Annotated in this window: 2 protein-coding genes; one reads left to right on the top strand and one right to left on the bottom strand. The window is 43.4% G+C overall.

The window, feature by feature from the left end; translation table 11 throughout:
• Positions 1-161 precede the first annotated feature (161 nt).
• A complete protein-coding gene (locus BSG1_RS19580; protein WP_006838985.1) occupies positions 162-932 on the top strand; it encodes a Cof-type HAD-IIB family hydrolase in 771 nt (256 codons plus the stop codon).
• Positions 933-988: 56 nt separating this feature from the next.
• On the opposite strand, the gene BSG1_RS19575 is transcribed toward BSG1_RS19580, so the two are convergent.
• Positions 989-1,251, bottom strand: a 263-nt coding sequence (locus BSG1_RS19575) for a peptide deformylase (RefSeq protein WP_006838984.1), incomplete at its 5' end; no start/stop codon positions are given.

The raw sequence follows: 1,251 nt of genomic DNA, 5'->3' as shown, positions 1-1,251 counted from the left end.
GGTCTCACCTGTCCCGCTAATCCCGCAGGAGGTCACGCACCCTCCCGCTTTAATCATTCATTCGTAAACTAATCCAAAGGAGTTATTGTGAAAAGTAACAATCTTTTAGAAAACAAACATTCCGAAAAATGGTAACCATGTAGTTGAAGGGAGTCAGTAAAATGTCAAAGATCGTGTTTTTTGATATAGATGGAACATTGCTTGATCATGATAAGAAATTACCTGATGCCACAAAGAAGGCCATCAGGCAGCTGCAGGAGAATGGTACATATGTGGCGATTGCCACTGGCCGTGCACCTTTTATGTATGAGGGGCTAAGGGAGGAGCTCGGGATAGAATCCTTCGTCTCCTTTAATGGACAGTATGTTGTTTTTGAGAACGAGGTGATTTATAAGAACCCGTTGAACAGGGAAGAGCTTGTTACGCTTTTGGAAATGGCAGGGGAGAACAGCCACCCGGTCGTGCACCTGAATGAAAAAACGATGAAAGCCAACATCCATCATCATCCGTTTATTGAAGAAAGCATGGGGAGCTTGAAGTTTCCTCATCCTGATTTTCAGCCGGATTTTTACAGTGATAAGGAAATCTATCAATCCCTTTTGTTTTGCCGGGATACGGATGAGGCCCTCTACAGAGGAAAGTTCTCTAAGTTTAATTTTATCCGATGGCATGAATACTCAATGGATGTTCTTCCGAGAGGCGGTTCCAAAGCAGAAGGAATCAAAAAAATGATCGAGAAGCTTGGGTTCGATATTAGTGAAGTGTATGCATTCGGCGACGGCTTGAATGATATTGAAATGATAGAGGCTGTCGGTACGGGTGTAGCGATGGGCAACGCAGTCCAGGAAGTGAAAGAGCATGCGAACCTGATCACAAAGCCGGTGGATGAGGATGGAATCTATCATGGCCTGAAAGAACTTTCATTAATTTAATGTTTAAGACTATGCAAAAAAAGGAAACTCTCAATTAGGAGTTTCCTTTTTGGTTTCTATCTATCAATGGGAGTTGCATCCGGAATTGGCATAAGGGGATTCCCATGATCAATATGATCATAAAACATTACGCCGTTAAGATGATCAATTTCATGCTGCATTACGATGGAAGGCAGTCCTTTCAAGCGGATTTTGACAGGGTTTCCGTCAATGTCCATCCCCTTGATTGTAACCCTTGAATAGCGCGGGACATACCCGGGTACTTGGCGGTCTACAGATAAACAGCCTTCTCCGCTGGTGAGATAAGCTTTTTCTACAG

It is taken from the genome of Bacillus sp. SG-1 (assembly GCF_000181495.1).
GTDB lineage: Bacteria > Bacillota > Bacilli > Bacillales > Bacillaceae_B > Rossellomorea.
The sequence above is the reverse complement of the archived record's forward strand: the minus strand, read 5'-3'. Positions and strand labels throughout refer to the sequence as shown.